Source organism: Mesorhizobium sp. M0227, from assembly GCF_040321855.1.
Lineage (GTDB): Bacteria > Pseudomonadota > Alphaproteobacteria > Rhizobiales > Rhizobiaceae > Mesorhizobium.
In genome coordinates this window covers 264,883-290,176 of the sequence record NZ_JAMYSJ010000001.1, presented here as the reverse complement: position 1 = coordinate 290,176, position 25,294 = coordinate 264,883, and the positions used below count along the sequence as shown (strand labels likewise).

Genomic DNA, 25,294 nt, shown 5'->3' with positions numbered 1-25,294 from the left:
ACTAGTCTGTACGCTTTTCGGTCTAATCTCGACGGACTAGTCAGAAGGTTATAGTCTGGCACATGCGTTTGCATTCGCTCAGTTTGCATCCGAACAGCTCAGGCAAGTTGCTAACCCACCTTGCCTCGATGTCGCTCCTGGTCGCGACACTTGCGGTCGAGACAGCGCTGCCCGCCTCCATGGCATACGACATCGGCTTTTTTGAGTTTGTTCCCACCATTATTGCCATCTCATATCTCGAAGATCGCCTGATTGCCCTTGCGGCAACGTTTGTGATGGTGACTGTCGGCTTGTTGGCGCGGGATGTCCTTCACAATCCAACCGACGTCGACGTTTGGATTAGGGCCATCCTGCTGCTGGTTGCAGGGGGGATGATCGCCCTGACTTTCCACCGGCAGAGGCAGGACTACCGCACCCTTTTGCGGGTTGCAGAGGCTAGACTCGTGGCCTTGGAGGCGACCGAAAACAGTTATCGCTGGGCATTTGAACGTGCCGCTATCGGCTTTGCCAATATGAGCGAGAACGGAGAGTTGCAACGATCCAACAAACGTCTTTGTGAGATGACAGGGTATGCCGAGGAGGAGCTTTCTAGTTTGCCAGTCAGGGCACTCGTCCATCCTGACGACAACCACACTTTGGCGGAAGCATTGACTCGCCTCAAAGACACGACTTCGTTCGGCTCGGAGATCCGTCTCCTGAGAAAGGACGGCACGGTTTTGTGGACAAGATTGGCGCTGTCTTTGGCCGTGCCAGCTGATGCTCTCCCTCAAAGCATCTTTGTAATGGTGGACGACATATCGGGAGAGCGAACCGCCCGCGAGGCACTCCGGGCTCAGAAGGAATGGTTGGACCTGGCGCTGTCGTCCAGCCGGTTGGGAACATGGCGCATAGACTTCGAGAGCGGATCCGTGAACGGCTCGGCCGCGTTCTGGGAAATGATGGGACTGGCACCCGCGCCGAGCCGTCCGCTGCAGGAACTGGCTGCGGTCGTTCATCCAGCCGACTTGCCTAATTTGACGGCCCCGGGAGAGCTTGCATCCGGCGCCAACTATGACGCGGAGATCCGCATCAGGCGAGCTGGCGGACATATCCGCTGGATTGCTCTTCGCGGACGGGACGAATTGCGCGATGGTCGTGCACAGCGAATAGGAGTCGCCGCGGATGTCACCGATCGGCGCATAACCATTCTGCTGCGGGCTGCGGCGAAGAAGCGAGAGCGGGCCATGCTTGAACAGCGCCACAGGCTCAACAATCTGTTTCCGGTGATCACGGCGCTTGTGAATATGGTTAGTGCCCCCGACAACGATATCGCCCGCTATAAGCAGACACTGATCCAAAAAATCGGCGCACTCCAGGCGACGCATCTGCTTCTTTCACGCGATGGCAACCTGTCGGCGTCCTTGCGCGACCTCATCGTTCAGGAATTGCAGCCCTACATGGGGACGCACAACATCTCGATCAGTGGGCCCGAAGTAAAAATCGCAGAGGGTTCGGCTGAGAGCTTCGCAATGATCGTTCACGAGCTTACGACCAATTCCGTGAAGCATGGGGCTCTCGGCACTCCGGCAGGCCGGATCGAGGTCATGTGGCAATTCACAGCCCAGGAGCCCGGCGCCGACATCGTGTTTGAATGGTCGGAATCGGGAGAGCGCCGGGTCTCCACCTCGGCTCGGCGCGGTTTTGGGTCGTTGATCATTGGAGCCGACGGTGAGCCTATCGTGGGTCACTCTTCCAAGCTTGAGATGCTGGCTCACGGACTGAAATATTCGGTCCGGCTGCCGCCAAAAGCAATCGGCGCTAGTTGACGTCTCTGGCGGCCCATGTCTTCAGCAGAACCGCGGCCTCTGTCCGATTTCGTGCCCCAAGTTCGCGCAGGACGGCGGCGGCATGAATCTTCGTCGTCGCTTCTGCAATTTCAAGAGAGCGGGCAATCTCTTTGTTCGAGTAACCTTCGGCCATCAACCTGAGGACTTCCTTCTGTCTGGACGTAAGCCTGCCCAGATTGTTGACGCTGGTGGTCCTGTGGGGCATTCGCGTGGGAGCCTCGGATGGAAGGCGTACCGGCTCCTTGGACCTTTGTGAAAGAAGTGCCGGAACGTAAATACGGCCGGCCAGGATTTCCTTCACCGCCAGGACCACCTCCTCGTCCGTTTGGGACTTTACGATATAGCCATGAAGTCCAATCGAGAGGGCAGTTAGAATCTCGGCGCGTGAATCGGTCCCTGAAACAATTGCAAACCGTGTGTCGGGATGAGCCGGTAAGACGTCGCGAAGATCGTCCTGGCCGGACAGTCCTGGCATGTTCAGGTCGATGACGGCGAGATCAACGGGCGCCTGATCTTCAAGCAGGCTTATGACGGTATCAAAACACGCCGCTTCGAATATTTCCAAGTCTGGAATGCCGGCCATCAATGCCAGTCGCAGCCCACGACGATACAAGCCGTGATCATCGGCGATGATAATACGATACATGAACCACCCACCTTTTGGCAGCCCGCATGTGTCCCTAGCTGCCGAACCCTCCCTTTGGATGGACTGTACGGTGACCCAACACAGATCAGCCGCCCGCTGATCCCCCGTATGTCGACGCTCGTCGCCGCCCATCCGCACATTTCAACCTGCTAATATAGCTTACAATCGCACACATTTCAGGGCCAGATAGCAAAGTGTTTTTTTCGTACGAACGGTAGCGATGCCCTTCCGAGAAGGTCGTTACCGGCGCCGGACATGCGCACAGCAGTTGCCAATCGAGCGGCTACAGCTCCCAGCTCTGATTGACCGCCCTGCCGCGCCCATGCCCTGCCGGCTGGAATATTGAAATCAAAACGCCGGGAAAGTGCCATTCAAATGCACGACGACGCCTTCTCGGGCGCCACTTACCATCGCTGCACCCGGAGAGGCGAAACCAACACTGGCGTACCTTCCGGCCGGTGGGCTGGACCCATCACACCGCGACAGTCGTATCAATAGGAGGACGAGATGAAAGCGGTCATTCAGTGCGGTGGAATGGGAACACGCCTTCGGCCTTTCACATCCATCTTGCCCAAGCCTCTCATGCCGATCGGTGCTCGACCGGTTCTTGAATTGCTTTTGAAGTGGCTGCGACGGAACGGCATTCAGGAAGTCTACGTCACGACCGGCTATCTGGGGCACTTGATCCGCACCGTATGCGGAGACGGATCACAGTGGAATCTAAGGATACGCTATACCCAGGAGCTGGAACCTCTCGGCACTATCGGCCCGCTCTCCCTGATCAGGGAGGAACTGGACGAGCCGTTCATTGTTCTCAATGGGGACGTACTTACCGATCTCAGTCTCAGCCGGTTTGTGGCATCACACCGGACTCACACGGATCCAGTCACCATAGCCACCGCTTCCCGCGTCATCAAGATGGACTTCGGCGTCATCGACGAGATCGACAATACTGTTAAAGTATTTCGTGAAAAACCGACTCTATCTCATCTGGTAAGCATGGGTATATATTGCATGAACCCAGATGTTTTCCGTTTTATACCTGACGGTATCGCCTTCGGATTCGACGACCTCATGCTGCAGATGATGCAAAACGGCACGAATGTGCACGTCTACAAACATGATGGGCTTTGGCTGGATATCGGACGCGTTGAAGATTTTCAAAACGCACAAACCATTGCCTGGGAAGAGCAGTCCGCATCGATCGAGGTCTCGGCAGCGGCCGCTTGAGGGCCGAACGCTCGGCCGCGCCAACATGAGGAGGTCGTAATGCTCTTGGTCAGCGCTCCTATTCTTGGCTTTCCGGAAAAGGCGGCCCTGGCCAAAGTTGTCGACAGTGGGTGGCTGACGATGGGGGACCAGGTACGAGCCTTTGAAGAGGCCTTCGCGGCCGTGCATGATGCGGTCGATTGCGTCGCCGTCAGCTCTTGCACCGCCGCCCTGCATCTCATTCTCCATGCACTTGGGATCGGCCCTGGAGACGAAGTGCTGGTTCCCTCGCTGACCTTCGTGGCGACCGCGAATGCAGTGCTCTACGTAGGAGCAACACCGGTATTCGTCGACATAGAGTCGGCCGAAGTGCCACTGATGTCTCTAAGCGACGCGGAAGCCAAGTGCACCGGACGCACCAAGGCAGTCATTCTCGTCCATTTTGCCGGCTACCTCGCCGACCGGGAAGAATGGCAGAGATTTGCCCGTGTGCGAGGACTGCATATCGTCGAGGATGCCGCGCATGCTCCCGGCCTTAAGGAGGTGGGGACTTACGGTGCGGCCGCGGCCTTTAGCTTCTACGGCAACAAGAACATGACCACCGCGGAAGGCGGGGCCGTTATCGCCCGGGATGCACAGCTCCGTGAAGCGATCCGCCAGGCTCGCGGACATGGGATGACCAGTGGCACACATCAGCGGCTGAACAGCCGCACGCCGCAATACGACGTGACGATGCTCGGTTTCAATTATCGCATGGACGAATTGCGCGCCGCTATCGGCTTGGTCCAACTTCAGAACCTGCAGGAATGGAATGAAATCCGGCGCATATTGGTCGTCCTCTATCGGCGTCTGATCGCAGATTATTGCTCGGCTGTGACAGTCCCGTTCGGCAAACCGCGGACCTCGGCCTACCACATCATGCCTGTCCTCCTGCCGCATGACGTCGACCGGCAAACGGTAATCGACCATCTGCGAACGAAGGGTATACAGACCACAATCCACTATACGCCCGTGCACCAGATGACGCTTTATCGCCAGATGTTCACTGAAATCCATCTGCCGAAGACCGAGGACTTCGCGCAGCGGGAATTGACGATTCCACTACACCCGCAAATTACGGCAAGTGCGATCGAGTCGGTGGTTGTTGCGTTGGCCACGGCGATTGAAGGCAGCGGGCGGGCGGGAGCCGCGGCATGAACGCACTCGACGTGACGATGCATCGGCCCGCCGTAGCTGGCACCAGCCACGGAATTGCCAGACGCGCTATGGACATCATCCTCGCCGCAGTAGCGGGAATGGTACTCGCTCCACTGATGCTCCTGATTGCCGTTGCACTCTTTGTCGAGGGCGGTTGGCCCGTGCTTTTCGCACAGACGCGCCTGGGTGCCGGCGCAAAACCGTTTCGCATGTACAAGTTCCGCAAATTCAAGACGACAGCCGATCCTTTCGGCCTTGCGCTGACCATGAACGATGACAGCCGCATGACGCGGGTAGGCCGTTTTCTCGCGGCAACGAAACTTGATGAGCTGCCCCAACTGTGGAACGTTTTCACGGGGGACATGGCAATTGTCGGGCCGCGGCCGGAAAGCCTTGCCTTCGCCGATTGTTTCCGCGGCGGCAATGAAGCTGTCCTACAGTGGAAGCCTGGCCTGCTCGGCCCAACCCAGGTTCTCTTCCGTCACGAAGCCTGTTTTTACCCGCCCTCCCTTGATCCGCTCCTGTTTTATCGAGAGGTCCTGTTCCCGGCCAAGGCAACGATCGACCTCGCCTACTATCCGCGGCGCACCATTGCATCGGACCTCGTCTGGATAATGCGGGGCTTCAGGGCGGTTTTCGGCGTGTCCCTGCCTCCCGCGGCAAGTGGGTAGAGTTGGCAAGTGAGGAGAGTTTGGCATGAATGGATTGTTGTTCGTTCGCCAGTTTGACGGCTCACATGATCGAAGGAGTGCACGGTCGTGAACTATCACGGCAGGAAGGTCCTGGTCACGGGTGCGGATGGATTTATCGGATCCCACCTCACGGAAGCGCTGGTGCGCGAAGGTGCCGATGTCACGGCACTGGCCCTCTACAACTCGTTCGACAGCCATGGCTGGCTGGATGATTTGCCCGACCACGTTCGAAGCCAGTTGCAGTGCATTCGGGGGGACGTTCGTGACAGCGCCTTCATCAACCGGATCGTGCGCGGCCAGGCGGTGGTGTTTCATCTGGCTGCGCTGATTGCGATTCCCTATTCCTATGCGGCTGCCCAATCCTATGTGGAAACCAATGTGCTGGGTACCGTGAATGTCCTCGAAGCGGCACGCCACTGGGAAACCGAGCGCATTGTGCATACGTCCACAAGCGAGGTTTATGGCACCGCTCTGACCATGCCGATCCACGAATCCCACCCGTTGCAGGGACAATCCCCCTACTCCGCATCCAAGATCGGCGCGGACATGATGGCGGCGTCCTATGCCAGGTCCTTCGATGTGCCGGTGGTGATCCTGCGACCGTTCAATACATACGGGCCGCGCCAGAGCGAGCGGGCCATCGTGCCGACCATCATAAGGCAGGCTCTGGACGAGAACTGTTCGGCGATCATGGTCGGCGACACCAGCCCTATCCGCGACCTTACCTTTGTGGAAGACACTGCGGCGGCATTTGTGGCGGCAGGGGCGGCCAAGCTTGAATTTGGCCATGCCTACAATGCCGGCAGCCAGCGCGCCGCCAGTGTCTCGGACGTTTTGGAGTTGGTGCTCGAGTTGAGTGGCACCAGGAAACCGGTCCGCCGCGATGAAAGCCGGGTGCGGCCGCAGAACTCCGAGGTTCGTGCGTTGCTCGCCGATTCCTCAAACCTTGAAAGTAAAGTCGGATGGCGGGCACATACGAGCCTGCGTGATGGTCTGGAAAGGACCATCGAGTGGTGGCGCTCGCGCCTCAGCGAAGGCCGCGTCCGTCGTGAAATGAGCTATATGACATGACCTTTCCGCGGCTCATACCGGCTGTGCTGCTGATGGCCGCTCTGCTGGCGCTGCACACAGCCGGAAACCGGCCGAGCGGTGCGGCAGGCACGGAGCCGTCAATGGATCTGCCCGCTTACCTGAAACCTGTCACTGATCCGGCGACAGGGATCAGCTTTACTCGGATTACCCAGCCCGGAGCTCTTGGCAGCGGAATTGTCTGCGGCAAGATATATTGCAGTCACCGATACTCGAGCGCGCAAGCGTGGAATGCGGATCAGAGCCTCCTCGTCCTCATGAACGGCTGCAACGGCATGTGTTTCCTCGACGGGAAAACCTACCTCCCTTTGTTTCACCGCAACAAGTCGGGTGAGTGCGAATGGCGCCCTCGAAAGGCGGAGATGATGATCTGTGTCGACGGTCAAAAGATCTCGACTTGGGCTCCCCGCACCAATCGTGAGGACATAGTGTATGCCGCAACGAAATATCGGGATCTCGAATTCGGCCCGTCCAAGGGAAATCCTAGTCGTGACGGCAACCGCATTGCCGTACGCGCGACCCGCGATGATGGAGCTGCCGTCGTCTTCGCATACGACATCGACCGGCGTCTGAAATACCCGGACATCGATCTCGCCCAGGTTGCCGGAACGACCAGTTCCTGCACCATTTCTCCGCTTGGAGAAAACATCCTGTGTTTCCAAAACCTGGTCGACGGCACCGAGCAGCGAGCCATTTTCGCAGTCGACGGCACCCTGCGCCAGAGGTGGAAGGACCATCATCGGCCCGGCCATGGCGATTTGACTCTCGATGCGGATGGTAGCGAGATTTACGTCGGAACCAGCAAATCCGCTCCGGACGAATATCAGGTGATCAAGCGTCGGCTGTCCGATGGAAAGGTCACGTCGCTCACGAAGTACGGTGAGGCCGAGCATACGTCGCTGCGTGCTTTGGACAGGCCCGAATGGGCATTTATAAGTTACGGGGGCAATCCCGATGAGGTTCGGAGCCATCCAAACTGGGCGCCATACACGCGCGAAGTGATCGCGCTGCGTGTTGGCGGTCGTCAGGAGGTCCGACGCATCGTGCAGACGCGAAACGCTCCATTTGACTATTGGAGCGAGACACATGCCTCACCGTCCCCTGATGGGTCGCAAGTGATCTGGTCGAGCAATTGGGGGGTGCCTGGTGGGCCGGTCTACGAATTCGTCGCCCGTCTCGATTGGCCGCAGCAGCCGAGCTTGAATTAAAGGGAGATTGCCATCAATGGCCTTCGTTAGCCGAATTTTCTTTGCAGCGCTTGCCGGCTGCCTGGCCCTGGATATCGCAGCCGCGGCTGAAGCGCCGGTGGCCTACAAGCTTTCCCCCGGCGACACGGTAGAGATAGGAATTGCCTCCATAGCGGAACGAACGCAACGCGCGATTGTCCAGATGGATGGCTCGATCGCGCTGCCCGAGTTCGGGATGATCCCAGTTGGCGGGTTGACGCCGGCTGAATTGCAGACGCGCATGGAAGCGGTGCTGCCAACCAAGATCGTCCACCAGCGTCTGCCTGATGGACGGGAGCAAATGATCGTCATCAAGCCGAGCGACGTCACGGCCGTGATCGCGGAGTACCGGCCGATCTACGTGACTGGCGATGTGCTGACGCCAGGGCAGCAGGCTTACCGGCCACTCATGACAGTCCGGCAGGCGATTGCGGTCGCCGGCGGTTTCAGCCTTCTGCGGTCGCGGGCAAGCCAAAGCGGACCTGATCCCGTTGATCTGCGACGCGACTACGAGTCGATCTGGGGGGATTATATCAGGGACTACTTTCATGGCGCCCGTATCCGCGCCGAACTTCAGAACCAGGCAGAATTTGACATGCAGCCGCCGCAAGGTTCGCCCCTGTCGAATGCATTGATATCGGCGGTCGCGCAGGCGGAAGCGGAGGGTCTCAGAATTTCGCTGAACAATTTTCAACAGGAGCAAAGCTATCTCGACAAGACCGCCAAGGATGCCGAGGCTGAGGTCGAGGTTCTGCTCAAGCGCGAGCAGACGGAAGCGGCCGCGGTGAAACAGGATGAGGACGATCTGGCGCGGGTCACCAAATCGTTCGAATCGGGCAACCTGACCAACAGCAGGCTCGCCGACGTCAGACGTGCCGTGCTGATGTCGTCGAGCCGGGCGCTCGAGACGTCGGTCGAACTCATGAGAACGCGACGCCAGCAGGAAGACTTCGTCAGGCAGCAGGAACGCAATGAAAATCAACGAAGGATCGGCCTTCTGAACGAGTTGAGGGACACCGACCTTCGCCTCGCCGAGACCACTGCAAGGCTCCACGCAGCCAGCCAGAAGCTTCAGCCATCAGGGGCGTCCGCTCTTCCACTGCCGGTCGCCGGCGAAACCTTCCAGGCGCGGATCACAATAACCGGCGGGGCCGGCGACGCGTCTAGAAGTCGACCGGTCGACCAGGACACTGAGGTCGCGCCTGGAGACACGATCGAGGTGAGGTTCAGCAGCGACCTGCAGAGTGCGGCGATCCAGTAGCTACGCGGACGTGAACGTAGCCGGGAACGATGAGGCTGATGCCTCGCCTCACAGCATGAAGACATGGGCGACCTGAGAAATCGAGCATGGGAAAATCAAGAAAGCGGGTTTGTCGTGATTGGTGAAATAGATGTCGCCAGCGCCTACAGCACCGGCCGCACCGACTTCATGGGACTGAAGTTGGTTGTCGCGCCCGGCGTGCTCGTCCCTCGCCCGGAGACGGAATTGCTCGGCTGCACCGCCCTCAATGTGCTGCGTGAACTTAATCGGCCGGTCCCGCGTGTCGTCGACATGTGCTGCGGGGCAGGCAATCTCGCCTGCGCCATTGGATACAAGGTCCCCACCGCGCGCGTCTGGGCGAGCGATCTCACTGACAGCTGTGTAGAAACCACGTGCCGGAACGTCGCCCATCTTGGCCTGGCCGGACGCATTTCGGTGCTGCAGGGCGACCTGTTCAATTCCTTCTCGGGTCTGGAGCTCGAAGGCACGATCGATCTGGTCGTTTGCAACCCGCCTTACATCTCCGAGAAGCGGCTCGAAAACGACCGCGCGCATTTGATGGAACTTGAACCACGTGAGGCGTTCGCTGCCGGGCCCTACGGCCTGAGCATTCACATGCGGGTGATCAAGGAGGCGCGGCGCTATCTGCGGCAAGGTGGTATGCTGCTTTTCGAGGTCGGGCTTGGCCAGGACCGGCAGGTCATGAGTTTGGTTGAACGTTCCAAAGGCTACGAGAGCATTCGCACGGTTGCGAACAATGCTGGTGAAGCCAGGGTGGTTTGTGCACGAGCCAGAACGCCAGCGTGAGCCGCGCCATGGGTTTGCGCGCTCGGTTGGGAAGACGCCCTTATTACCATCGCCCGGCGATCAGTTTTCCTTGCTCACCACGTAACGTGCAATTCCCTGGATGGAATCGAAATTCTCAGGCAGAAGTTCACTGTCCTCGACAGTGATGCCGAATGTCTCCTCGACGAAGCCGATAACTTCAAGCACTCCAGTCGAGTCTATGATGCCCTGGTCGAGCAACGACGTTTCAACCTCCAGGGCACGCGGGTCGGCCACGTAGAAATTTGACGCCAGAAAGGCGCGTATCTGATCGCTGTAGGTGTCAATTCTGTTGTTCGTGCTCAGCATTGAATTGGCCTCCGATCCAAATGATTTCCAGGTATCGCTTTATGACAGCGCTATTTTCTTGAGCTTGCCCGTGTCCGTCATCGGTAGACTGGACACAATTTGGATGGACTTCGGAATCATGACGTTTTCCAACCGCTTCTGACATTCCATCCGCAGCTGCTTTTCGCCTATGATCGTTCCTTGCTCCATGACGACAAACGCTTTCACTGCTTGCCCCAGCAGGTCGTCGGGAACTCCGACAACCGCGGCTTCCCGTACTCCCGGGATTTCCATCAGCACGTTTTCGACTTCCCTAGGCGCCACCTTTTCTCCCCGCGATTTTATGATCTCATCGCTGCGGCCGACAAAATAGAGGTACCCTTCCTCGTCCATTCGGCAGTAGTCGCCGGTGTACAGAACCTGCTCGCCGGGCAAAGGGCCAGGCTTGAGCTTCCTCGCGGTAGCCTCCGGCTTACCCCAGTAGCCCTTCATGACCGTTGCTCCGCGGATGACCAACTGGCCGACGACATTGGGACCGACCTTTCGGTCATCCTCATCGACAATCCACATTTCGGTGTTCGGGATGGCGATCCCCACGCTCAACGGTTTTCGCGCAAGATCTTCCGGCGGAAGATAGGTGCAGCGTTTGCATTCGGTCAGGCCGTACATCGAATAGATCCGGGCATCGGCAAACAGTTCCTGGAGCAGGCGAATGTGCTTGAGCGGCAGTGCCGCAGCAGTGTTCGTGACATACCTTATGCTTGCAAAATCATTTGCCTTCAGCGTCTTGAGATCCGACAGCGCGGCAAAGATGGTCGGCACGCCGGGAAAGCCTGTAACTCTCTCCCTTTCGATGATCGCAAGTATCTGTGCGGGGAAGGCAAACGAGCGCTCGAGGACCAACCGCGCCCCGGTACGGAATGCCATTATCATCTGATAGAGGCCGTAATCGAAGGCCAGGGGCAAGACATTGAGGATCACGTCGTCTTCGCCAAGCTCGAGGTACGAGGCGATAGACGCGCAGGCTGCCATCATGTTCCTGTGTGTCAGCATCACGCCTTTGGGTTCGCCGGTCGAGCCCGACGTGTAGATGATGGCTGCGAGATCGATATCGATGCGGCGGCGGGCCGGCGCTTTGCCGTGGCCGGCAGCCGCCTCATCCCAGCGCACGGCATGCGGCAATCCCCGGAGCTCGGCGTCGTCCACCTGACCGGAGACGATGAGCCGCCGCAGCGACGGACAGTTACGCGCCGGCTCAGTAAAGATCGGCTGCAAATGTTTGTCGGTGATCAATGCCGCCGGCAGGCAATCGTTGAGCAAATACCCCAGCTTGTCGCTCTTGGTGAGCGGATTGACGACGCACACAACGGCGCTCGCCTTGAGAACCGCCCAGAAGCTGACCACGGTCTCGACGGTGTTGTCGGCGAAGATCATGACGCGGTCACCGGGGGCGACCCCGGACGTGACGAGATGATGGGCGACCGCGTTGGAACGTGTCTCAAGCTCATCATAGGCGAGCCGGTGCCCGCCGCACACCAGCGCCACCTTGTCGCCGAGCCGGCCGGCCGAATGGCTGAGGTAGTCGTGCAGCAGAGGGACGGCGCCATGCATCATACCAGCACCTCTTGCCTGTGCAGGTGATCGACATCTATCCTGAGGTCGACCGCACACCCGCTCGAAGGGCGGCTTGCGACAAACTGCTGATGGAGGAGCTGCGTCGACAGCACGCCGACCAACGCCATGTTGTCCGAGTTGGACAGATCCCCATCGCCGGTCTTGGCAGCGCATTTGTCCAGCAGGCGCGCGACCGAGTTCGGATCAAAGACATTCGCCGCGCGCAGGGCAGTCTCCGAGAGTGCTTCGCGGACATAGGCGGGTGCGCTATCGCCGATGAAGCAAAGTGCGTTGGGCGCCCGGTAGGGTTGCTTCTTGCGGGCCACGACTTCCGCGGGCACGATCGATTTCGCCACACGCTTCAGCACGTGTTTCTCATCCAGAATGCGCAGCTTGTAGTCGGCCGGTAGCGAATTCGCCAAGGCCACCAGCCTGTCGTCCAGGAACGGGAACCGCCCTTCGACGGAATGGGCCATCAGCATCCTGTCTCCCTGCGAGGAGAGCAGGTAGCCCGACATCAGCGTCCTGATCTCAAGATACTGGTCCTGCGCGAGAGGACCCCATCGTTGAAACTCTTCGGGCAGGCGGCAGAGCAGGTCCGCCACCACGTCGTGACGCGCCGTTTCGGCGTGCATGTCGGCCGAGAACAGCCGTTTGATGGCGCTGGTGGTGCGCCAGCGGGTATCATGCGCGAAGCCGGGCGCGCCAAATGCATGGATACCATGTCCAAAGAACTGGCGCGCCATCGCCTGCTGCTTGACCGGCGAGCGGCTCAGATAAGGGTAGAGGCGTTCCAGCAGTCGCGCGCGTCGGGCAGAGGCGGGCTGCCGCCCCCAGAAGCGGCGGACCTTGCCTTCCCGGAACAGGTCGTAGCCGGCGAACATCTCGTCGGCCCCTTCGCCGGTCAGCACGACCTTGATGCCATGTTCGCGCACCAGCCTCGAGAGAAGGAACAACGGCGCCGGCGCCGTCCTGAGAATCGGACGCTCGGCGTGACGGATCACATCTGGGAAGATGTCGGCGATGTCACCGCGCGAAACCATCACCTCGTGGTGTTCGCCGCCGCTCGCACTTGCAACCAGCCGCTGGTAACGGGTTTCATCATATTCGGCGTCAGCAAAACGCAACGAGAAAGTCTGGAACGGCGCGCCGGCGAAGCGCCTCCCGAGCATGGCGACAAGTGAGCTGTCGAGCCCGCCGGAAAGGTAGCAGCCGACCGGCACATCCGCCTTCACCATCCTAAGCGCCGTCGCGGCCCGCAAGGCGCCGCGCACTTCGTCCACCGCATCCTCCAGCGAGCCCCTGAAGGTGCCGTGGGCCGGGTCCTCGTTCTCGGGATAGCAAGGTTTCCAGAAAGCCTGCTCACGAACGCTGCCATTGTCGTAGATGCGGACATGGCCGGGGGTAAGTTCCTGTACTCCCTGAAATACGCCTTGCGGCGGTACGACGGTCCACAGCGTGAAAGTCTGGTCGACCCCCGCCGGATCGAAGGCCCGCGGTATCGCCGGGTCGGCTGCGAAGATGGCCTTAACTTCGCTGGCGAAATGCAGGCGGCCAGCGTGTTCGCACAAATGCAGCGGGCAGATGCCGAACCGATCGCGCGACAGGACGAGGCGGCCCGTCAGCGAGTCCCAGATGGCGAGTGCCCACTGCCCGTTCAGCCGCTCGAACGCGGCCACGCCCCAGGCGCGGTAGGCATGCACGACGACCTCCGTATCGCTGCGGGTGCGGAAACGATGTCCCAGGGCCATGAGTTGTTCACGTAGCTCGACGTAGTTGAAGATCTCGCCGTTGAACACGATCCAGGTGGTATCGCCTGTGTCGGCGAGAGGCTGCTGTCCGGTCGAGAGATCGATGACCGACAGGCGGGTATGCGCCAGCCCCGCTCGCCTGTCGCGGTAAAGGCCGCTTTCGTCCGGACCTCGATGGGAGAGCGCGGCTGCCATTCTCAGAAGCGCGGCTCGTGACGGAGGCTCCGCAGCCGCGTTCAGCGCCACAATTCCGGCGATGCCGCACATGGGTCAATCCCTGTCCATCGCAGCGGACAGCTGCGGCCGTGCGTGAAGGTAGCGTGCGGCGCGGCGTTTGCTGACGATATCCTTATAGACCTTCTCGACCTGCTCGGCCGTGAGGCCGGCGGCGGCGGCGACCGCGCCGGCCGAAATTCCGTGATTCATGCCGTAGAGGCACAAATCCATCAACTGATAGGGCAAGGCGAAGTAGAACTCCTCCTGGGTTTGCGCCATGGAAAACGTGTCCGTGGTCGGCGGCCTTGTTCGGACCTCCGTGTCAATCCCGAGATATTCCGCCAGCTGGTAAACCTGGGTCTTGTAGAGATGGACGATAGGCATCACATCGGCGACGCCGTCGCCCTGCTTGACGAAGAAGCCCTGGTCGTATTCGAGCCGGTTTGGCGTGCCTGCCACTGCATAGTTGAGGCGGTCCGCATGATAATATTCGGTCATCTTGCGAACCCGCTGCTTGTAGTTGGTAGCAGCGACGATCTGCAGGTAAGCCGCCGGCGACAGACGCACGGTGTCGATCTTTCCGTCCGGATCCTCGACCGTAAGGCGCGTGATATTGAGGCCGCTGCTCTCCAGCACCGATGCCATGACCAGCTTGCATTTCCAGCCTTCGCCATATCCAGGGACGGCAGTTCGGATGGCCTCGATCTGTCGGGCGTAGGCGCCAATGCCTTCGAGCGCCGGCTCGATATCTTCAAGGATGGTGTCGATGCCAAGCTGCCCAGCGACGCTGCGGCCAAGCCTCAACGAGTCGCCTGACGAATCGCGCTCCGGCATGAACAGGCCCAGTACCTTGTACTTTCCGAACGCCCGTGCGCACACCGTTGCGACGACCGAACTGTCGATGCCTCCGGAGAGCCCGACGACCACTCCGCGACGCCGTTGTGTGCCGAGAACCTGTTCGCGCAAAGTCTCGACGATGCGATCGATCTCCAGCCGGGCATCGAGCGCCAGCACATCGCTGCTGAATTCGCCGATCAGGTCGATGACACTGCCTCCTGTTTGCGTGACTCGATTGAAGAGTAGGTCTCGGTCACAGCGTTTTCGATGAGTGGGCGATTGACGGTCAGATGAGGCTCCACGACCATGTCGATGTGGGTGCCGGCGATCGGAATGACGTCCAGATGGACGAATGCCCGATCCCACCCGAGTGCAAGGGGCATTCCGGGCCGCGCGCAACGGAACAAGGTGCCGGTGATCGGCAGTATCGGCCTAGGTTCTGTCAGCCATTGGAAGAAGGCCCGCGCCCGCAGAACCTCCTGCAGTTCCAGTTTGGTTCTGAAGCTCGTCGGATTGAACTGACCCTCGGCATAGCGGTCGAGGAAGCCGGCAAGCCGGGATTCGCAGTGCATTTTGACCGCGACCTTGGCGAGCGCGCGACACGCCACCCGACTAGCCGATATACGATTGGTTCGGATCCGGTGAAATGTCCGGGTAATGGTCTCCCAACGCTTGCTGCGCTCGCCAACCAGGCTGGTATCCAGAATGCCCGTGAACGCTACCGCTCGCCCTTGATCAAGCAGACGCGCGGCAACCTCAAAAGCGACCGCTCCTCCGAGCGAGTGGCCAAGCAGGCGAACACAGCCGGTCGGCTGCACGCGGTTGATATGATCAATTGCAGCTTCGACCATTGCGGCGACAGTGTTCTGACCTTGCAGGATCATGCCCAGGGCCGGATATCTGATGGGAGACACCCTGGCGACCTTGCTTATTGCTGATGCGAACGAAGCAAGGCTCGGACCATAGCCGACCGACCCGGGGAAAAGGAAAAGCAGCGGAGGCTCGTGTTTCCAGGCGGGCGCGTGCTCTCCGCCTCCTTGAGCGGAAATGACCGCTGCAACCATCTCATCGAAGCTCATTCCAACCGTGAAGGCTTCCAATCCGAGCTCTTGCCCGATCGCGCTTTCGATTTCCATCACGCAATGCAGCAGCTTCAGCGAATCTCCCCCCGCTTCATCCCAGCACCCCAGTGCGACCCGCGTTTTAAGGACCTTGGTCCAGGCACGCCGTACGATCTGATGAGCAGGAACTTCATTTCCCGCATGGGCGATTTGCGGTGGGGGCGTTGTTTCCCGCACCGAAAGGTCGATTGCAGCCAGCATTGCCATATCGATCTTTCCGCTGGCCAGCCGCGGTATCTCGGCGCTTGCATGGAGCCGCAGCGGGCAAAGCGCCGGCGGCAATTTTGTCCTGGCAAGTTGGCGCAGCTCGTCGCAAAAACTGGCTCCCGCCCCGCCGTGCGGGACGGCGAACGCAACCAGTTCATTCGCCGGGGTGACGATAACCACGGCATCCTTCACCGACGGCGCGCCACGCAGAACCCGTTCGAGTTCGGCCGGCTCAACGCGCCGCCCATTGACCTTTATCTGGCGCCCTTTGCGACCGATGATCCGCAACAGGCCATCACTCCCAATTTGCACAAGATCGCCCGTTGCAAAGATACGAAGCGTCTGATCGGCGGGATCTATTTCAAACGGAACGACTGCCCCGTTTTCCCAATATCCGAGTGCGACATACGGGCTTCTGATCAACAGTTCTCCGATCTTGCCGGGCTGAACCGGGTAACCCTCTTCATCGACAATTGCGAAGCTGATTCCCGGAAGCAGCCAACCGACGGGAGCTGAGGAATCGAATTCCGGCCAATCGTGCGGCAAGAACCACTGCGACCCAGTCGTTTCCGTCGATGAATAGCCGATCTGCACCAGGCAAGTTGGCGGGACAGCCTTGCGCACCAGGCGGATGTCGGCCGAGGACACCTTCTCGCCTCCAATTCGGGCAACCCTGAGTGAACCAAAGGCGTCCGCAGGCTCATCCGCCAGGAGAGCGCGAAGCAATGCCGGCACCAGATACGTGATCGTCACGCATTCCGATTGCATGCGGCCGCGAACCGCGCGCAGGCCGACGGCTTCGACCTCCACAAGCTGCAACGTAGCACCCGTAAGAAGAGCAGCAAGGATTTCCCGGCAACCGGCGATGGTTGCCGGGCCGGTCAGGGGCAGGAAAACATCCTGCGCATTGATGTGGCAGGCGTCGACATATTGCTGCACTCGGCACAGCAAGCTCCGCTGGCTGTTGACAATCCCCTTGGGGCGGCCCGTGCTGCCGGAGGTATAAAGCACGATTGCCGGTGCATCGACAGAAACGGTACGGTGTTCAGCTGGACGAAGCGTTGCCTGCAACGATTGCGCTATCTCGATCCGGGCAACGTGCTGGGGCAGATCAAGGCCGTGGATGCCTTTGTCGCCAATTATGGCGGAGAGCCGCGCGTCGGCGACGATTTCGTTGATGCGCGAGTCCGGATCTCGCACGTTAAGCGGTACTGACGGTCGACCGGATGCCATGCTGGCCAGCATCGCAACGGTGTACCAGACCGAGTTGGCCTGAAGTATTCCAACCGCATTTCCATCGGGAACGACGGCTTCAATCCGGCTGGCCAAGGCCTCGACCGCCCGAAAAAGCTCGGAATAGGTCAGTCGGTTGGTGCCGTCGCTGGCGGCTAATTTTTCGGAATAATGCCCGGCGATTTCCCTCAGGTGATCAAAGACCGGAATGTCGACGAAGCCAGTTCCCATCCGTTGATGCAGACGTAGAACGGGCCCGCCCTCGTCAAGAGCATGATCGGGAACTTTTGACCATCGACAAGAGACCACCGGTTGGTAGTCAGTCTGCACCGTTCGAATCGCCCTCGAAGATTCTAAATGCGCCAGAGACATAAGGGCCCCACGCTAGGATTGTTGCCGCTTATCGCCCCGCGGCATGATCTTTTCATCAATCATTCGGATGATGCGCGAGGCGGTCTTGATCACTTGAATCGTTCGAAGTTGAATATGCCAGCCTGCGCCCGCTAAGGCTGCGGGGCTACCTTACCGAGGTGTCGGGCTGTGCGCTGCTGTCCGCTTCGCCGGCGCCTGAAACGAAGCAGTATGCGAATACTTCCCCTCCAAGCTCATCCGTGACACGAACCCAATTGTTTTCCCATGTCCGCAGGGTAACTTGGCGTCCTGTTGATATAGTCGCCGCCGTGAACGGGCTGGACGCATTGACATTACTCGCCGCAACTACGTCGTCCCCTTCCATTTGCTCTACCAGGTATGTTTGCATCACTGCTCCTGACTGCAGGGCATGGCCGGCTCAATTGCGTGTAGCTGGAGGCATGAACTCCAACCGCAAGGAACGGATTTCGTTCCATGCAACAGGCAACACTACCGCCGGCAGTCAGCGTTCAGACTGCCCCTGGCAGGACCATGGCCTAGCCGCTGAATGACTTGGTCAGGACTGAGCTATGCTTTGGCGGAGATGGACCCTCGCGTTGCGAAGCCCCATACTTCTGGAATAGTGCAATCTTGTCGGGATAAGTAATCCGGATTTCGCTGTGACACCCCTCGCAGCGATATTTGGATGCAACCTGAAACCAGCGCCCGGGTTTCAGCAAAGCCAATCCGCAACGTGGACATTTGAATGTCATTTCAAGAGGGCATAGATTCTGACACAGCGGCATTTCGCAACTTCCATAAGAGATATCTAATGTTAGGCAACGGCAGCCGGCCGGAATCGTTCCTAGACGCCGTTCTTTTCGTCAGGCCGATGACCAACCCGGACGTCAGGGACTATTCGTTATCCGCGATGCCATATTCACTGACGCAGGTCTGAACTGAGGCGCATCACGCTTTCATGGTGACGTCGCGCCTGAGCGCCGATCGAACGGCTGTCAGAAGGTTTTATGAGAACTTGTTCACCGGGCCTCGGCACCGAGCGTGATGGCCTCGGGGCGACGACGGGCCGCACGGTCGACGACACGACCTCTAATCCGGACGCTGAAACAACGCCGCGCGCCAGCATGTCGAACAGCACTGCCGCGATCAGTGAAACAAGAAGGACGAAAAGCGGCGTAACCAGGCGGCGATCCTTGAGCATCTCGCCTATATCGTTGTGCTCGGGAGCCGCGATCCCGACCGAATTTATGGATATGGAGGCGCTGTTGAAAGCAACCGACGCATCCCTTGGCGAAATGCGTCGGTTCCAGAAGCTTATGCGTGGCGGATTTCCGTTCCCAGCACCTTCAAACATTCGCGGATGAACGCAGCAAGCGCCGTCCAGCCTTTGGCAGAAACCATTGTCCCGTCCACATAGGCCTCGGTCGGCGACAGGTCGATATAGGTGCCACCCGCCAGTGTCACCTCAGGCTCGCAGGCGCCGAGTGCTGCGACCTTCTTGCCACGCACCACGCCGTCAACAGCGATCAGGATCTGCACACCGTGGCAGATGGTGAAGATCGGCTTCTTGGCCTCGTGGAAATGGCGCACGATCGCCTGCACGCGCTTGTCGGTGCGGATGTATTCCGGGCCGCGGCCGCCCGCGCAGTAGACGGCATGATATTGATCGAGCTGCCTCTCGGCTTCCGAGAAAGTCTTGTTGATCAGCGCATAGTGGCCGAGCTTTTCGGTGTAGGTCTGGTCGCCCTCGAAGTCGTGCAGCGAGGTCTTGATCAGATCTCCGGCGTTCTTGTCTGGGCATACCACGTGGATGGTGTGACCGACGGCTTCCATCGCTTGCTGGTAGACAAAGATTTCGTATTCTTCGGTGAACTCACCGGTCAGCATCAGTATCTTCTTGCCTGGCATGGCTCTTCCTCTCAGTGTTTGAGCTAGGCAAGGCGCAGACCGCGCCCTGCCTTTCGGTGAAATCGGATAGGGTTAGAATGGCGAGTCGGGGAAATAGTATTCCTTGGCGTTGGCTTGGGTGATCAACGGCGCGTCGAGCTTGACGGTGCCACGGACGGGTGCCTGGCCGATCAGGTTGGCGACGGTCATGTAGATCGCGGTCTTGATCATCGACGGCGGATATGGCGTCTCGACCGGCGTCATGGCGTCGCCGTCGATCACCTTCTTGACGATGTCCTTCATGCCGTTGCCACCGAGCGCCAGCTTGATATCGGTCCGGCCCGATTGCTTGACCGCTTCGAGCACGCCAAGCAGCATGTCGTCGTCATTGGCCCAGACCGCATCGATATGGGGGTACTTGGCCAAATAGTCCTGCATCAGCTTGAAGGCCTCGTCGCTGTTCCAATGCGCGTACTGGATGTCGAGGACTTTCAGGTTCGTACCCTTGATCGTGTCCTGGAAGCCCTTGATGCGCTCGTCGTCGATGACGGTCGGAATGCCGCGCAGCACAACGACGTCGCCCTTGCCGCCGAGCTTATCGATCATGAACTTGGCTGTGTTGGTGCCAACCGCGATATTGTCGCCGGCGAGGTAAAGATCCTGGACGGAGGCGTCAGTCAGACCGCGATCGACGACGGTGATGAACGTGCCCATGTCCTTGATAGCCTTGACCGGCTGAGTCAGCTCTTCCGAGCTGTAAGGCAGGATCACCAAAGCGTCCAACTTGCGGCTGGCCGACAGGTCCTCAAGCGCGCTGACCTGCTCCGCCGCGGACGGCGACGTCTTCACGACCACTTCGACGTTCGGGAACGCGGCGTTGATTTCCTTGGCCGCCGCCTGTGCGTGATAGACGATGCCCGCCGTCCAACCGTGGTCGGCTGCCGGTATCGACACCGCGATGACCTTCTTGTCTTGCGCCATGGCCTGACCGGCCAGCAGCAGCGCGCCAAGTGCCGCCGCCGCAATCCATTTTCTATCGAACATTGTCTTCTCCCTTGGACCTACAAGAACGTTAATCCGCGTGGTCCGGACGCGGCGCTATTTCGAATTCGAAAACCGCTGGATGAGCATGGCGATGATGATGATGACGCCCTGAACAGCGGCAACGAGGTATTCCGAGACGAAGTCCGACAGCACCATGAGGTTGGCGATGAGCTCCAGGATGACGGCGCCGGCGACCGTCCCCCACACATGGCCCTTGCCGCCGCGCAGCGCGGTGCCGCCAATCACCACGGCTGTGATGACCTGCAGTTCCCAAAGCTGTCCGGTCGTCGGCGTCGCGGCGCCCAGGCGCGGCACGTAGCAGATCGCGGCAATGGCCACGCAGACACCCTGGACGATATAGGCGACGGTCCGTGTCCTGATCACCGAGATGCCGGAATAGCGGGCGACATCCTCATTGGCGCCGACCGCCGCGCATTTACGGCCGTATTTCATTTTGTACAGGATGAAGGATGCGACCGCGGCGACGGCGACGGATATGAGGATTGGAACCGGGATGCCGGCAACCGTGCCGAAATAGACAGGCCGGTAGGCCTCGCGCAGCGACCGGTCGATCGGTATCGTGCCGCCGTCGGTCAGATAGGTTATCAGCGCCCGGAAAATCCCCATCGTGCCCAGCGTGGCGATAAATGGTTCGATCCTGCCGACCGTGACGATGAGGCCGTTGGCAAGCCCGCACAGCAGGCCGACCAGGATCGCCACCGCCATGCCGGCGGGAATAGCCCAGATACCGGCATGCGGCGCCACCGTGTTCATGAACATGATGGTGATGCCGGTGATGAAGGCGGCCATCGAGCCGACGGAAAGATCGAGCCCGCCGGACGAGATCACAAATGTCGCGCCGACCGCGATAATGGCGATGAAGGCGCTGCGGGTGATGACGTTGGCGAGATTGGTGGCGGACAGGAAATCGGGGTTGATGAGGTAACCCACGACCAGGAGGGCCGCCAGCGCAAGGAAGGGCCCGATGTCGGTCCAACTGACATTGAGATCCAGGGGGCGACGCCTGGGTGCGGATTCGGTCATGACAGCCATTCTGTGCCTCCCTTGGCTTTTGGCCCTGGCTTGGGGCCACTGGTCGCCAGTACCGCCACGTTGCTTTCGGTCATTTCGGCGCCGCTGACCTCGCCGGTGATGCGGCCTTCGCGCATCACCAGGATGCGGTCGCAGATGCCGATCAGTTCCTGCATCTCCGAAGAGATGACGATGCAGGCCTTGCCCTTGGCCACAAGCTCCTGGATGAAGGCATAGATCTGCGCCTTGTTGGCGATGTCGATGCCACGCGTGGGCTCGTCGATAATGACCACCGAAGGATCGGTCAGCAGCACCTTCGCCAGCAGCAGCTTCTGCTGATTGCCCCCGGAAAGCTGGCCCGCTTTGGCGCCGAGACTCTTCAGCCTGATGTCATATGCCTCCACGGCCTGTTCCAAGGCCTCCGCTTCGCGGCGCCGACCCATCGAGAGGCCCCGATGGAACACACCGAGCGCCGACAGCGTCAGGTTAGGCGCCAGGCGCTCCTGCAGCAGCAGTCCCTTGCCCTTGCGATCCTCGGTCAGGTAACCGACGCCGGCGTCGATCGCCGCGCGCGGCGATTGGAAATGGATCGACTTGCCCTCAAGTTCGACCTTGGCGGCCGCCGGGCGCAGGCCGATAATGCCCTCGAAGAGTTCGGTTCGACCTGCGCCGACCATGCCGGCGAACCCGAGGATCTCGCCTTTGTGGACCGTGAACGACACGTCCTCCGCATAGCCGGGAACGGAGGCGTTCCTCACGCTCAGCATCGGTACATCCGAAGGCGCTGAGGTCCTTTCAGGATAGAGGGCGGCCAGTTCGCGACCGACCATCATCCGCGCCATATCCATCTGGCTCAGCGTCTTGCCGGGATAGGTGCCGACCATCTTGCCGTCGCGCAGAACGGTCACCTTGTCGGCCACCCGTTGCACCTCGTCCAACCGGTGGCTGATATACAGCACGGCGGTGCCGTGAGCCTTCAGTCGCAGGACGATCTCCAGCAGGCGCTCGACCTCGCCACCGGTCAGAACGGCGGTCGGCTCGTCGAAGATAACCAATTTATAGTCGTCAAGCAGAGCGCGAGCGATCTGCACCATCTGCCGGTCTGCCAGCGAGACGTCGCGCACCAGTGCACTTGGCGAGACCACGCAACCGATCTGCGCCAGTTTCTCGGCCGCCAGCCGGCGCATGGTGCGGTCATCCACGACATGGCCGCGCGAAAGCTCTCGCCCGAGAAACAGATTATCGGTGACCGTGAGCCCCTCGGCGAGCAGGATCTCCTGATGGACCAAGGCGATACCGGCATCCTGTGCCTGGCTGGGCTTGGCAAATTTCACCGCGTGTCCGTTCATCGACAATGTGCCATGGCTTGGCTCGACATAGCCGGACAGCAGCCGCATCAACGTCGACTTGCCGGCACCGTTCTCGCCAATGATGGCGTGGACCTCACCGGGCAGGATGTCCAAAGTGACGTCCGACAACACCGTCACCGGGCCGTATTGCTTGGACAATTGCTGGGCGCGCAGCACCGGTTCGAGCGAACCATGCGCATTGCTGGACAACGTGCTCCCGCCCTCCCCGGCGATATTAGCGGCAATGGACATCCGTTCCGACCTCAATCGAATGCCGGGAGCAGGCGATCGCGCGAGTGCTCTATATGGATGCGCATCGCCTTTGCGGCGGCATCGGGATCGGCAGAGCCGAACGCGGCAAGAATCGCCTCATGTTCGTCAAGTGCCTCCTCGGTCACACGTGCATGAAACATCAGGCGGAAGATGTGGAAGTGCGTGTGCTGGTGGCCCAACGTCTCTCGGATGAGTTCGTTTTGAGAAAACTCCAAGATCTTGTCGTGGAAGATCGCATCCTGCCTGGCGAAGTTCGAATAGCGTACGCGATCATCCTTGCCGTCGCGGCGTGACATCACGCCGGCGGCTTCGAGCAACACATTGAACTTGGCCTCGTCCATCATTACGGCGGCCTTTGCGGCGCCATGCGGTTCGAGCAGCAGACGCATTTCGTACAATTCGTCGAAACGGCGCCGGGTGATCTGGGGTGCAGCACGATAACCGATCAAATGCGTCTTGAGGACGAGGCCTTCGCCTTCGAGCCGGCCAAGGGCTTCGCGGATCGGCGTGTGCGAGACGTTGAATTCCTTGACCAGGCTATCGACTGTAATACGTGAGCCTGGCGGGATTTTCAGCGCCATCAACTGCGCGAAGATGGCTTCATAGACATCTTCGACGAGACTGTTGGCGCGCTGGATGCGACCAACTCCAATGGTGGCGTCGCTTGGGTCGGGTAAGTTTGCGGTGTGCATATTTTGCCTCTTGACAGTCAGGACTGCTAACACGATGGTTCCGTCGATGCAATCCTATATCCTATACGATTTTAAAGCGGATATGTTTTAGGGGCGAGAGACACGCGCTTAGACCGTCCGATCCCAAGCCCAGTTCAATGCCTCCGTTTCCAGTCAGCCGCCGTCAAAGGACCGATCATGACCCTCTTCGCCGCCCTGCGGTTGCCGCGTGAAATCCTGTTCGGGAAAGGGCAGCGCCATGTGCTGCCGACGGTCGCCGCCCGGTTCGGCCAACGTGCGCTGGTCTGCACCGATGAGCGTTTCGCGGGCACAACGGTATTCGTCGACATCATCAAGTCCCTTCAATCAGCCTCGATCGAAGTCCTTGTGCATGACCGCGTTCTGCCCGACGTGCCACGCGACACGGTCGGCATCTGTGTCGAGGAAGCGAAGGGGTTCAGACCGGACATGGTGATCGGCATCGGCGGCGGCAGCTGTCTCGATTTCGCCAAATGCACCACGCTGCTTCTCAGCCATGGCGGCAAGCTCCAGGACTATTACGGGGAGTTCAAGGTGCCGGGTCCGACGCTGCCGCTGATCGCCGTACCCACCACGGCCGGCACCGGCTCCGAGGTGACGCCGGTCGCGGTGATTTCCGACCCGGACCGGACGCTCAAGGTCGGCATATCGAGCCCTCACCTTATCGCCGCAGTCGCCCTGTGCGACCCCGAACTGACAATGACCTGCCCCCCTGGCCTGACCGCGATCGCCGGCGCTGACGCTTTGACCCATGCGATCGAGGCCTTCACCGCCATGCGGCGCGGTGAAGACCCCAATCTGCCGCAACAGCATGTCTTCATCGGCAAGACTGACCTGACCGACCATTTCGCGTTGCTCGCGATAAAACTGCTTGGCCGGAGTCTGGAGAAAGCCTGCAGCGACGGCGCCGATGCCGACGCGCGTGCCGATGTCATGATGGGCGCTCTGGCAGCGGGCTGCGCATTCGGCACTGCCGGCACGGCGGCGGCGCATGCCGTGCAATATCCGGCAGGCGCCCTCACCCACACCGCCCATGGTTTGGGCGTGGCGACAATGATGCCTTACGTAATGACCTATAACAGCCGCGTCGCCGCTGACGAGATGGCAGAGATCGGCGCGGCACTTGGCTTGGAGACGAAGGCGAGAACCACCGCCCAGATGGCAGCCGCCACAATCGAGGAGATCAGGCGATTGTTCGCGGCGATCGGCATTACGCCAACACTGGCGGATCTAGGCCTCCCTGCCGATAAGCTTGACTGGACCGCCGAGCAAGCGCTCGGCATCGACCGCCTGATCAAGAACAATCCGCGTGCCTTCGATCTCGGCACGATGCGACGCCTCGTTCAGGCTGCCCATGACGGCGACCTCGCCGCCTGCGTTATGTGAAAA

At 60.0% G+C, this 25,294-nt stretch carries 21 protein-coding genes; 9 read left to right on the top strand and 12 right to left on the bottom strand.

Features of this window, described 5'->3' with window-relative positions:
- Window positions 1-62: 62 nt before the first annotated feature.
- On the top strand, window positions 63-1,805 hold the full coding sequence (locus tag NKJ00_RS01260; protein WP_023808948.1) for a PAS domain-containing protein: 1,743 nt from the start codon (window positions 63-65) through the stop codon (window positions 1,803-1,805).
- On the opposite strand, the gene NKJ00_RS01255 is transcribed toward NKJ00_RS01260, so the two are convergent.
- Entirely contained in the window at window positions 1,798-2,472 is a 675-nt protein-coding gene (locus NKJ00_RS01255) for a LuxR C-terminal-related transcriptional regulator (RefSeq protein WP_023808949.1), read from the bottom strand. The genes NKJ00_RS01260 and NKJ00_RS01255 overlap by 8 nt on opposite strands.
- A gap of 507 nt (window positions 2,473-2,979) precedes the next feature.
- Between NKJ00_RS01255 and NKJ00_RS01250 the strand changes: the two genes are divergently transcribed.
- The 7 genes from NKJ00_RS01250 to NKJ00_RS01220 all read left to right on the top strand — a co-directional run bounded on the left by NKJ00_RS01250 (window position 2,980) and on the right by NKJ00_RS01220 (window position 9,953).
- Entirely contained in the window at window positions 2,980-3,702 is a 723-nt protein-coding gene (locus tag NKJ00_RS01250; protein ID WP_023808950.1) for a nucleotidyltransferase family protein, read from the top strand.
- Between the two features lie 39 nt (window positions 3,703-3,741).
- Entirely contained in the window at window positions 3,742-4,878 is a 1,137-nt protein-coding gene (locus NKJ00_RS01245; protein ID WP_023808951.1) for a DegT/DnrJ/EryC1/StrS family aminotransferase, read from the top strand.
- Window positions 4,875-5,549, top strand: coding sequence for a sugar transferase (locus NKJ00_RS01240; protein WP_023808952.1), 675 nt, complete (start codon window positions 4,875-4,877; stop codon window positions 5,547-5,549). Before NKJ00_RS01245 ends, NKJ00_RS01240 begins: the two co-directional genes overlap by 4 nt.
- An 87-nt stretch (window positions 5,550-5,636) precedes the next feature.
- On the top strand, window positions 5,637-6,641 hold the full coding sequence (locus tag NKJ00_RS01235; RefSeq protein ID WP_023808953.1) for an SDR family NAD(P)-dependent oxidoreductase: 1,005 nt from the start codon (window positions 5,637-5,639) through the stop codon (window positions 6,639-6,641).
- A complete protein-coding gene (locus NKJ00_RS01230) occupies window positions 6,638-7,867 on the top strand; it encodes a hypothetical protein (RefSeq protein ID WP_352628443.1) in 1,230 nt (409 codons plus the stop codon). Before NKJ00_RS01235 ends, NKJ00_RS01230 begins: the two co-directional genes overlap by 4 nt.
- A 97-nt stretch (window positions 7,868-7,964) precedes the next feature.
- Window positions 7,965-9,146 (top strand): polysaccharide biosynthesis/export family protein, encoded by a 1,182-nt coding sequence (locus NKJ00_RS01225; RefSeq protein WP_352628441.1) that lies wholly within the window; start codon window positions 7,965-7,967, stop codon window positions 9,144-9,146.
- A gap of 63 nt (window positions 9,147-9,209) precedes the next feature.
- Window positions 9,210-9,953 (top strand): N5-glutamine methyltransferase family protein, encoded by a 744-nt coding sequence (locus NKJ00_RS01220; RefSeq protein ID WP_050592622.1) that lies wholly within the window; start codon window positions 9,210-9,212, stop codon window positions 9,951-9,953.
- A gap of 60 nt (window positions 9,954-10,013) precedes the next feature.
- Here the strand turns inward: NKJ00_RS01220 and NKJ00_RS01215 are convergent, their stop codons facing one another.
- From NKJ00_RS01215 to NKJ00_RS01165, 11 genes are all read right to left on the bottom strand, one after another.
- Complete coding sequence (locus tag NKJ00_RS01215) at window positions 10,014-10,280, bottom strand: acyl carrier protein (RefSeq protein WP_013533122.1); 267 nt, start codon at window positions 10,278-10,280, stop codon at window positions 10,014-10,016.
- A 39-nt stretch (window positions 10,281-10,319) separates the two neighbouring features.
- Window positions 10,320-11,873: a class I adenylate-forming enzyme family protein gene (locus NKJ00_RS01210; protein WP_352610091.1), complete on the bottom strand. Its 1,554-nt coding sequence runs from the start codon at window positions 11,871-11,873 to the stop codon at window positions 10,320-10,322.
- Complete coding sequence (asnB, locus tag NKJ00_RS01205) at window positions 11,870-13,891, bottom strand: asparagine synthase (glutamine-hydrolyzing) (protein WP_352610089.1); 2,022 nt, start codon at window positions 13,889-13,891, stop codon at window positions 11,870-11,872. The genes NKJ00_RS01210 and asnB overlap by 4 nt, the downstream gene beginning before the upstream one ends.
- Before the next feature lie 3 nt (window positions 13,892-13,894).
- Entirely contained in the window at window positions 13,895-14,878 is a 984-nt protein-coding gene (gene nadE / locus NKJ00_RS01200; RefSeq protein WP_032908690.1) for an NAD(+) synthase, read from the bottom strand.
- Window positions 14,875-17,610, bottom strand: a complete 2,736-nt coding sequence (locus tag NKJ00_RS01195; protein WP_502895789.1) for an AMP-binding protein — start codon at window positions 17,608-17,610, stop codon at window positions 14,875-14,877. The genes nadE and NKJ00_RS01195 overlap by 4 nt, the downstream gene beginning before the upstream one ends.
- Window positions 17,611-18,529: 919 nt before the next feature.
- Window positions 18,530-18,811 (bottom strand): hypothetical protein, encoded by a 282-nt coding sequence (locus NKJ00_RS01190; protein ID WP_352610084.1) that lies wholly within the window; start codon window positions 18,809-18,811, stop codon window positions 18,530-18,532.
- Between the two features lie 113 nt (window positions 18,812-18,924).
- Window positions 18,925-19,518: a DJ-1/PfpI family protein gene (locus NKJ00_RS01185; protein ID WP_013533129.1), complete on the bottom strand. Its 594-nt coding sequence runs from the start codon at window positions 19,516-19,518 to the stop codon at window positions 18,925-18,927.
- Window positions 19,519-19,590: 72 nt separating this feature from the next.
- The gene (locus NKJ00_RS01180; RefSeq protein ID WP_352610082.1) at window positions 19,591-20,541 is read right to left on the bottom strand and encodes a substrate-binding domain-containing protein; all 951 of its coding nucleotides are present in this window, start codon (window positions 20,539-20,541) and stop codon (window positions 19,591-19,593) included.
- Window positions 20,542-20,595: 54 nt separating this feature from the next.
- The gene (locus NKJ00_RS01175) at window positions 20,596-21,585 is read right to left on the bottom strand and encodes an ABC transporter permease (RefSeq protein ID WP_352610112.1); all 990 of its coding nucleotides are present in this window, start codon (window positions 21,583-21,585) and stop codon (window positions 20,596-20,598) included.
- Window positions 21,582-23,174: a sugar ABC transporter ATP-binding protein gene (locus tag NKJ00_RS01170; protein ID WP_352610080.1), complete on the bottom strand. Its 1,593-nt coding sequence runs from the start codon at window positions 23,172-23,174 to the stop codon at window positions 21,582-21,584. The genes NKJ00_RS01175 and NKJ00_RS01170 overlap by 4 nt, the downstream gene beginning before the upstream one ends.
- Before the next feature lie 11 nt (window positions 23,175-23,185).
- A complete protein-coding gene (locus tag NKJ00_RS01165; protein WP_352440670.1) occupies window positions 23,186-23,887 on the bottom strand; it encodes a GntR family transcriptional regulator in 702 nt (233 codons plus the stop codon).
- Window positions 23,888-24,064: 177 nt separating this feature from the next.
- Between NKJ00_RS01165 and NKJ00_RS01160 the strand changes: the two genes are divergently transcribed.
- Window positions 24,065-25,291, top strand: a complete 1,227-nt coding sequence (locus NKJ00_RS01160; protein ID WP_352440671.1) for an iron-containing alcohol dehydrogenase — start codon at window positions 24,065-24,067, stop codon at window positions 25,289-25,291.
- Window positions 25,292-25,294: the final 3 nt, after the last annotated feature.

Coding starts and splice junctions, on each gene's coding strand:
- NKJ00_RS01230 (WP_352628443.1), top strand. CDS start 6,638: ATGACCTTTCCGCGGCTCATACCGGCTGTGCTGCTGATGGCCGCTCTG.
- NKJ00_RS01260 (WP_023808948.1), top strand. CDS start 63: ATGCGTTTGCATTCGCTCAGTTTGCATCCGAACAGCTCAGGCAAGTTG.
- NKJ00_RS01245 (WP_023808951.1), top strand. CDS start 3,742: ATGCTCTTGGTCAGCGCTCCTATTCTTGGCTTTCCGGAAAAGGCGGCC.
- NKJ00_RS01160 (WP_352440671.1), top strand. CDS start 24,065: ATGACCCTCTTCGCCGCCCTGCGGTTGCCGCGTGAAATCCTGTTCGGG.
- NKJ00_RS01255 (WP_023808949.1), bottom strand. CDS start 2,472: ATGTATCGTATTATCATCGCCGATGATCACGGCTTGTATCGTCGTGGG.
- NKJ00_RS01190 (WP_352610084.1), bottom strand. CDS start 18,811: ATGCTCAAGGATCGCCGCCTGGTTACGCCGCTTTTCGTCCTTCTTGTT.
- NKJ00_RS01210 (WP_352610091.1), bottom strand. CDS start 11,873: ATGATGCATGGCGCCGTCCCTCTGCTGCACGACTACCTCAGCCATTCG.
- NKJ00_RS01240 (WP_023808952.1), top strand. CDS start 4,875: ATGAACGCACTCGACGTGACGATGCATCGGCCCGCCGTAGCTGGCACC.
- NKJ00_RS01195 (WP_502895789.1), bottom strand. CDS start 17,610: ATGTCTCTGGCGCATTTAGAATCTTCGAGGGCGATTCGAACGGTGCAG.
- NKJ00_RS01250 (WP_023808950.1), top strand. CDS start 2,980: ATGAAAGCGGTCATTCAGTGCGGTGGAATGGGAACACGCCTTCGGCCT.
- NKJ00_RS01220 (WP_050592622.1), top strand. CDS start 9,210: ATGGGCGACCTGAGAAATCGAGCATGGGAAAATCAAGAAAGCGGGTTT.
- asnB (WP_352610089.1), bottom strand. CDS start 13,891: ATGTGCGGCATCGCCGGAATTGTGGCGCTGAACGCGGCTGCGGAGCCT.
- NKJ00_RS01175 (WP_352610112.1), bottom strand. CDS start 21,585: ATGACCGAATCCGCACCCAGGCGTCGCCCCCTGGATCTCAATGTCAGT.
- NKJ00_RS01165 (WP_352440670.1), bottom strand. CDS start 23,887: ATGCACACCGCAAACTTACCCGACCCAAGCGACGCCACCATTGGAGTT.
- NKJ00_RS01170 (WP_352610080.1), bottom strand. CDS start 23,174: ATGTCCATTGCCGCTAATATCGCCGGGGAGGGCGGGAGCACGTTGTCC.
- NKJ00_RS01215 (WP_013533122.1), bottom strand. CDS start 10,280: ATGCTGAGCACGAACAACAGAATTGACACCTACAGCGATCAGATACGC.
- NKJ00_RS01180 (WP_352610082.1), bottom strand. CDS start 20,541: ATGTTCGATAGAAAATGGATTGCGGCGGCGGCACTTGGCGCGCTGCTG.
- NKJ00_RS01185 (WP_013533129.1), bottom strand. CDS start 19,518: ATGCCAGGCAAGAAGATACTGATGCTGACCGGTGAGTTCACCGAAGAA.